Origin of the sequence: Butyrivibrio sp., assembly GCF_017635265.1 — a bacterium.
Taxonomy (GTDB): domain Bacteria; phylum Bacillota; class Clostridia; order Lachnospirales; family Lachnospiraceae; genus Butyrivibrio.
Genome location: NZ_JAGBLU010000008.1, coordinates 1 through 5,831 on the forward strand (window position 1 = coordinate 1; position 5,831 = coordinate 5,831).

General features: G+C 39.1%; 9 protein-coding genes. 3 read left to right on the forward strand and 6 right to left on the reverse strand.

The window, feature by feature from the left end; all coding sequences use genetic code 11:
• The first annotated feature begins 179 nt into the window (after positions 1-179).
• Both J6O61_RS01455 and J6O61_RS01460 read left to right on the forward strand, forming a co-directional pair.
• Positions 180-623 (forward strand): HTH domain-containing protein, encoded by a 444-nt coding sequence (locus tag J6O61_RS01455; RefSeq protein ID WP_292206444.1) that lies wholly within the window; start codon positions 180-182, stop codon positions 621-623.
• 29 nt (positions 624-652) lie between these two features.
• Positions 653-1,576: an IS3 family transposase gene (locus tag J6O61_RS01460; protein ID WP_292208690.1), complete on the forward strand. Its 924-nt coding sequence runs from the start codon at positions 653-655 to the stop codon at positions 1,574-1,576.
• Positions 1,577-1,680: 104 nt separating this feature from the next.
• Here the strand turns inward: J6O61_RS01460 and crcB are convergent, their stop codons facing one another.
• From crcB to J6O61_RS01490, 6 genes are read right to left on the reverse strand one after another with little or no spacing between them, the layout of a single operon-like run.
• Positions 1,681-2,049 (reverse strand): fluoride efflux transporter CrcB, encoded by a 369-nt coding sequence (gene crcB / locus J6O61_RS01465; RefSeq protein ID WP_292208672.1) that lies wholly within the window; start codon positions 2,047-2,049, stop codon positions 1,681-1,683.
• Positions 2,050-2,081: 32 nt separating this feature from the next.
• Positions 2,082-2,561 carry a GNAT family N-acetyltransferase gene (locus tag J6O61_RS01470; protein ID WP_330613702.1) on the reverse strand — a complete coding sequence of 160 codons (480 nt, stop codon included), beginning with the start codon at positions 2,559-2,561 and terminating at the stop codon, positions 2,082-2,084.
• The gene (locus J6O61_RS01475; protein WP_292208675.1) at positions 2,542-3,018 is read right to left on the reverse strand and encodes a GNAT family N-acetyltransferase; all 477 of its coding nucleotides are present in this window, start codon (positions 3,016-3,018) and stop codon (positions 2,542-2,544) included. Before J6O61_RS01475 ends, J6O61_RS01470 begins: the two co-directional genes overlap by 20 nt.
• 29 nt (positions 3,019-3,047) lie before the next feature.
• On the reverse strand, positions 3,048-3,275 hold the full coding sequence (locus J6O61_RS01480) for a thioredoxin family protein (RefSeq protein ID WP_292208678.1): 228 nt from the start codon (positions 3,273-3,275) through the stop codon (positions 3,048-3,050).
• A 13-nt stretch (positions 3,276-3,288) separates the two neighbouring features.
• A complete protein-coding gene (locus J6O61_RS01485; RefSeq protein WP_292208680.1) occupies positions 3,289-4,287 on the reverse strand; it encodes a permease in 999 nt (332 codons plus the stop codon).
• Positions 4,287-4,589: an ArsR/SmtB family transcription factor gene (locus tag J6O61_RS01490; protein WP_292208684.1), complete on the reverse strand. Its 303-nt coding sequence runs from the start codon at positions 4,587-4,589 to the stop codon at positions 4,287-4,289. Before J6O61_RS01490 ends, J6O61_RS01485 begins: the two co-directional genes overlap by 1 nt.
• 428 nt (positions 4,590-5,017) lie before the next feature.
• Here J6O61_RS01490 and J6O61_RS01495 point away from each other — a divergent pair, with 428 nt between their 5' ends.
• Complete coding sequence (locus J6O61_RS01495) at positions 5,018-5,722, forward strand: EAL domain-containing protein (RefSeq protein ID WP_292208687.1); 705 nt, start codon at positions 5,018-5,020, stop codon at positions 5,720-5,722.
• The last annotated feature ends 109 nt before the right edge of the window (positions 5,723-5,831 follow it).

Below are 5,831 nucleotides of genomic sequence, written 5' to 3' on the forward strand. Positions count from 1 at the left end.
TAAAATGGACCCCAAGAAGTGGACACGACGAATAATCATTTTGGCAGGATTTTACGCAACGAATCCGACGTGTGGACATAAAACTGGCTGTATTTCTTTGATGAAAATGTGGTAATCCCATCATGTGGACACGGATTCAGCTGTCTTTGCTGATATAATTAGCAAAGGGGGAACTCTATATGAATCCAAAAGACAAACCAAGTTACACAAATGAACAAGTTGCGCTTCTTGCTCAGAATCCTTATACGCATGTTGTTACGCCTCATAAAATTACTTTCACTCTTGAGTTCAAGGAGTTTTTTGTTAATCAGGCGAAAAATCATGGACTTTCAACAACAAAAATCCTTAAGGCTGCTGGATATGATCCTTCTCTGTTCACAAGAGCTGCTATTGATAACATACGCAGGAGGATCCTTACAGAAGCGTCTTCTCCCGAGGGCTTAAAAGCGCCAAGAGGATTGTCACAGGCTGATCGTACCAAAGCTTATGCTCAAAAGGATCTTGATGCCCAGAGAACTTCAACATCCATCAAGGAAATGCAACAGAGGATTGTACATCTTGAACAGCAGGTTGAGTTTTTAAAAAAAATTCAAAATATATATCTTCATCCTCCGGGGAATTAGTTCACCAAAAGGAATATATATTTGAAGCCATTCAAAGAGAGGTTTGCTCTAATGACAGTTGTCTGGATGTGAAGGAACTCTGTGAACTAGCAGGTGTATCTCGCTCCGGCTATTATCGCTACATATCAGAGGCTGCTTCCCAATACCGTGTCCTCAGTGAAGAGCAGGACCTTCGGGACTTTGCGCTTATAAAGCAGGCGTATGACTTCAGAGGATATGCCAAGGGGTACCGGAGCATATGCATGAGGCTTGTCCGAATGGGCACTCCCATGAATCACAAGAAAGTCATTAGGCTCATGCAGAAGTATGGTTTAAAGTGTCCAATTCGCAAGGCAAATCCCTATAGGCGTATGGCAAAAGCGCTCAAGACAAATGCTGTAGCACCTAACCTTGTTAACCGTCAATTCAAGAGCCATGGACCGCGTCAGGTTCTATTAACAGATATAACTTACATTAGGTTACAGGATGACTTTTGCTATCTCTCAGTGATTATTGATTCCTACACAATGCAGGTGTTGGCTTTTCAACTCAGTGAATCACTTGAAGTAGACTTTGTGTTGGAAACAGTACTTCAACTAATGAGGAATCACTTATACTCTTTGAATGCTACTACCATAATCCACAGTGACCAAGGGTGTCATTATACTAGCGTTAAGTTTAGAGAACTGATCCAGAACTCAATCCTTAGACAATCAATGTCCAGAAGAGGTAACTGCTGGGATAATGCACCACAGGAGAGCTTCTTTGGACATATGAAGGATGAACTTAATCCTTATATAAAAGCCTGGAAGACATTCGATGATGTTCAGTACAGGATAAATGACTGGATCAACTATTACAATAACGATAGGTATCAGGTGCAGCTACAAGGTATGGCACCAAATGAATACTATCACTATAAGGTAACCAATCAACTACCATCAGCATTGGCAATAAATACTGCCAAAAAATAATGCGTGTGTCCTTGACATGGGGTTCACTTTATGTAAAATTAACTGCCTCTATTCCCTATCCCTTTGATATAGGCAGAATACCACCTATTTATGGCAACTGGAATTCAAAGTTTTATCATTGTCGCGAGTTTTTTTCCACATAGAATTCCAAATATGCAGCAACAACAACTTAGCGCCACATATAATCCGCCATTCATATATTGTTTCTTTTCAAACAAATTAAAAGCTTCAAGGGAAAATGTAGAGAATGTGGTAAAACCTCCGCACACACCTGTTTTCCAGAAAAGAATGGTATAATCAGATACCCTTTCTCGATTACTGGTAATTCCAACAACGAATCCAATTAGTATGGCACCGAGGATATTTGTGATCAGAGTTAATATCGGAAAATAAGTCTTAACAGGAATCAGACTTATTGCATATCGCGCTACTGCACCCAAGGCGCCACCAAGTGCTACAAATAGAAAATTCATATCAACCTCTCTATTGTCATATGTACTGGAAATTAAAGTACGCGATAGTATGGGCAAATATTTTCGTAATGCCCATCCTTCATCCTAAATCCGCCCGGAATAGTGCCAAGCTGTACAAAGCCAAGTCTTTCATATAGATGCCTTGCATGTATGTTACTCTCTACTACTGCATTGAACTGTAATACTCTAAATCCGATATTCTTCGCTTTAAGCAGACAATCTCTTACAAGTTTTTCTCCGATATGCTGACCTCGGCACTTAGAATTTACTGCATAGCTCGCGTTGCAAATATGCCCACATCTGCCAACATTATTAGGATGCAATATATATAAGCCAACTATCTGACCATCATCTTCTGCTACACCGGTATAGCTCTGTGACTCAAAGAACTCTTTTCCTGACACAGCATCAAGAAAGTCTTCCTGTGGAAATGCTATTCCATCTTCAACAACCTCATTCCAGATGCCTATCATCTGCTCAAGGTCTTTTTCCTCATATTTCCGAATCATCATTAAATTCATTCACCTTTCTAAGATCTATTCTCATTGATACAATACCATTTTCCTCTGATAATTCTTCGTATCCCAAACGCTTATATAGGCTATATCCAATTCTCATAACTTCCGGTTTCGTTGTGAAAATCAATTCCTTAAACCCAAGTTCAAAAGCCTTATCCGTCATTGCTTTGAGCATTATCCTTGCATATCCTTTTCCTCTGTATTCCGGTCTGATAAACAGACGCTTTCCTTCACAGGTTTCGTCGCTTATTTTTTTTATGGCAACACAAGCAATGGGTTTATCTTCTTCATATCCTACTATTATCGCTCCACCTGAATAATACCCAGGCAGATCATTCAAATCCTTATCAAAGGAAACAAAACAGCTTTCTGCCCCTTTGATATGCGAATACTCAACAAAAAGCTCTTTCACAATATCAGGATTAGTACACTTTTTCGTTTCAAAAAGCATAATATTCTCCTCCATATCCCTGAAATCTTCTATAAAAATTTTTCAACGTCCTTCGCTTTAAGAACTTTTCCGGCTGAAACTACTTTTCCATCGATTATAAGAGCCGGCATACTCATCACCCCAAACCCCATAATCTTTTCCATATCAGTGATATACTCTATCTCCGCATCAATCCCTTTTTGAGCCACTGCTTCCTTTGCGGATGCAAGGAGTGCCTCACAGCTTTTACATCCTCCACCTAATACTTTAATATTCATGCCCTATCCTCCTTCAGATGAATAAATATTGAAATACGTTGAAACCATATCCGACAATGATGATACCCACTGTACAGATAGCTATAAATATTCCTAACAGTTTTGTCTTAATAGCTTTCTTCAGCATAATGAGTGAAGGAAGACTGAGTGTAGTCACTGCCATCATAAAGCTTAAGATCGTACCAAGCAAAGCGCCCTTGGACAGGAGTGCCTCTGCTATAGGGACCACGCCAAAGATATCAGCATACATCGGAATTCCCAGAATCGTTGCAAGTATCACTCCAAAGGGATTTATTCCTCCAAGCACTGTCCTGACCCAGCTTTCCGGAATCCAGTTATGTATCACAGCGCCTATCCCGACTCCTATCAGAATGTATGGAAACACCTTTTTTACTGTAGATACTACCTGGTCCTTGGCATAGATCAATCGTTCTTTAACAGTGAGGCTCGGAGTTTCTATATCAACACTACTGTTCGCATTCCTGATAAAATCCGCAATCTGGTCTTCCATATGTAATTTCTCGATCAAAGATCCACCTACAACAGCAATCATCAGCCCCATCACAACATAAACGATGGCTATCCGTACGCCAAAGATACTCATAAGCAGTACGAGGCTCCCCAGATCTACCATCGGAGATGAGATCAGAAAAGAGAACGTTACTCCAAGCGGCAATCCGGCACTCGTAAATCCCATAAATATCGGGATGGATGAGCATGAGCAGAATGGTGTTACGGTTCCAAGTAAAGCACCTACGATATTTGCCCCAATTCCGCGAAATTTTCCCATGAGCTTCCTGCTACGCTCCGGCGGAAAAAAGCTCTGGATATATGAAATCACAAAGATAAGCAAACACAGAAAGATCGAAATCTTTATCACATCATAGAAAAAAAACTGTATACTGCCACCTATCCTGCTATCTGTATCCACTCCTAATGCTGACAGGAGCTTGCTGATTAAAATGCTCAACCATTTCATTCCCAGGATTTGAGTATTAATAAAGTCCCACATCACGATCCTCCCTTACAGCATTTCCCGGTAGTATCATTACATAGAGTTTTTATAAAATTACAGAATCCTCTCATCACGTCTGTGTTTATTGAATAGTAGTGCCATTTGCCTTCTTTTCTATCGTTAACAAGGCCTGATTCCACCAGTATCTTCATGTGATGAGAAAGAGTGGGCTGAGTAATATCGAATTTTTCAAGAAGTTTGCATCCGCACTTCTCCTGATCAGAAAGCATCTTAACGATTTCCATTCTGTTGGGATCACCAAGAGCCTTGCATACCAATACTTCGTCTAATTTAGCCATAATCCCTCCTCACATTGATATTCATCTATGTGTTGATAGTAACATATACATAGATATCTGTCAATGTATTATTTCAAAAGAGAGACAGGGTTTGAAAAACTCTGTCTTTTTCATATGCTTATTACTCCTCAATTAAACATTCTCTCATCCACAGTACCACATTTTTTCATGAGATGAGTGAACACCTTATAAAATATATACTTTATCCCCAAAGTATGGCCCCCCGGATCCGGGAATAGCCGCAAATCTGAGGGTCGTTCATTTGGGTACTGTTTTGAGGAGGGGAAAAGAGCTTTGGGAGGCTGATTTCTTATTTTCCGTTTTATCAATTATTTATCTATATTTCATTTGTTTATTAGCCGTTAAATGATACTATATTGTTGTGAGAGTGGCGAAAAATAGGTCAATTGTAAAGGCAAGGAAATATTATGATTTATTTTGATGATCTACCATTATCCAAAGATATCTTAGCTGCTTTAAATGAATTGAAAATAGATTATGTCTTTCAGCCCATATTTTACCCAGATGGAAAGACTGTCTTTGCGTGGGAAGCACTTATGAGGCCCCACGATATGGATGTAACTGAACTTATAGCGGAATATGAAAAGCAGGGCAAATTACATGTATTAGAGGTTGCTACTTTATTTGGTGCAACTCAAGCATATTTTATCAGGGGATATAAGGAATACTTATCGATTAATACATTTCCCAGTGAATTTTTTAGTAAAGAGGAAGTTGATGCTTTTATTTCGTACTATGGCGGACATAAGAATGCAATGATTTTGGAGTCACTGGAATACCCTTATTTATCAGTAGAAATTGCGCAGATAAAAAGAAAATATGCAGATATTAATAATAACCTGATTGCCATAGATGATTTTGGTACAGGCATTAATAATTTTGATGTGATCGATGCTGCTAACCCTGATATTGTAAAGATAGATCGGACATTACTGACCGATATTGATAAAGATACGTACAGACAGGAACAATTGCGTGAAATAATTGATGCATTTCATGCAAGAAAAATAAGCGTGGTGGCCGAAGGAATCGAGACCGAAGGCGAGTTTGAAACAATGAAGGAATTAGGAGCAGATTTTTTCCAAGGGTACTATTTGAAAAGACCATCGTAAAGGGTAAAGTATTGGGGAACAGCCTATAATTCGAACCATCAATGACCATATGTTACATTATCATTTGTTTTATGATACGAGTAAGAATCAAGAAAAATAGCCATTTTCG

Excerpts from the sequence above, each read along its gene's own strand:
- J6O61_RS01455 (WP_292206444.1), top strand. The coding sequence starts at position 180 with ATGAATCCAAAAGACAAACCAAGTTACACAAATGAACAAGTTGCGCTT.
- crcB (WP_292208672.1), bottom strand. The coding sequence starts at position 2,049 with ATGAATTTTCTATTTGTAGCACTTGGTGGCGCCTTGGGTGCAGTAGCG.
- J6O61_RS01470 (WP_330613702.1), bottom strand. The coding sequence starts at position 2,561 with ATGATGATTCGGAAATATGAGGAAAAAGACCTTGAGCAGATGATAGGC.
- J6O61_RS01475 (WP_292208675.1), bottom strand. The coding sequence starts at position 3,018 with ATGCTTTTTGAAACGAAAAAGTGTACTAATCCTGATATTGTGAAAGAG.
- J6O61_RS01480 (WP_292208678.1), bottom strand. The coding sequence starts at position 3,275 with ATGAATATTAAAGTATTAGGTGGAGGATGTAAAAGCTGTGAGGCACTC.
- J6O61_RS01485 (WP_292208680.1), bottom strand. The coding sequence starts at position 4,287 with ATGTGGGACTTTATTAATACTCAAATCCTGGGAATGAAATGGTTGAGC.
- J6O61_RS01490 (WP_292208684.1), bottom strand. The coding sequence starts at position 4,589 with ATGGCTAAATTAGACGAAGTATTGGTATGCAAGGCTCTTGGTGATCCC.
- J6O61_RS01495 (WP_292208687.1), top strand. The coding sequence starts at position 5,018 with ATGATTTATTTTGATGATCTACCATTATCCAAAGATATCTTAGCTGCT.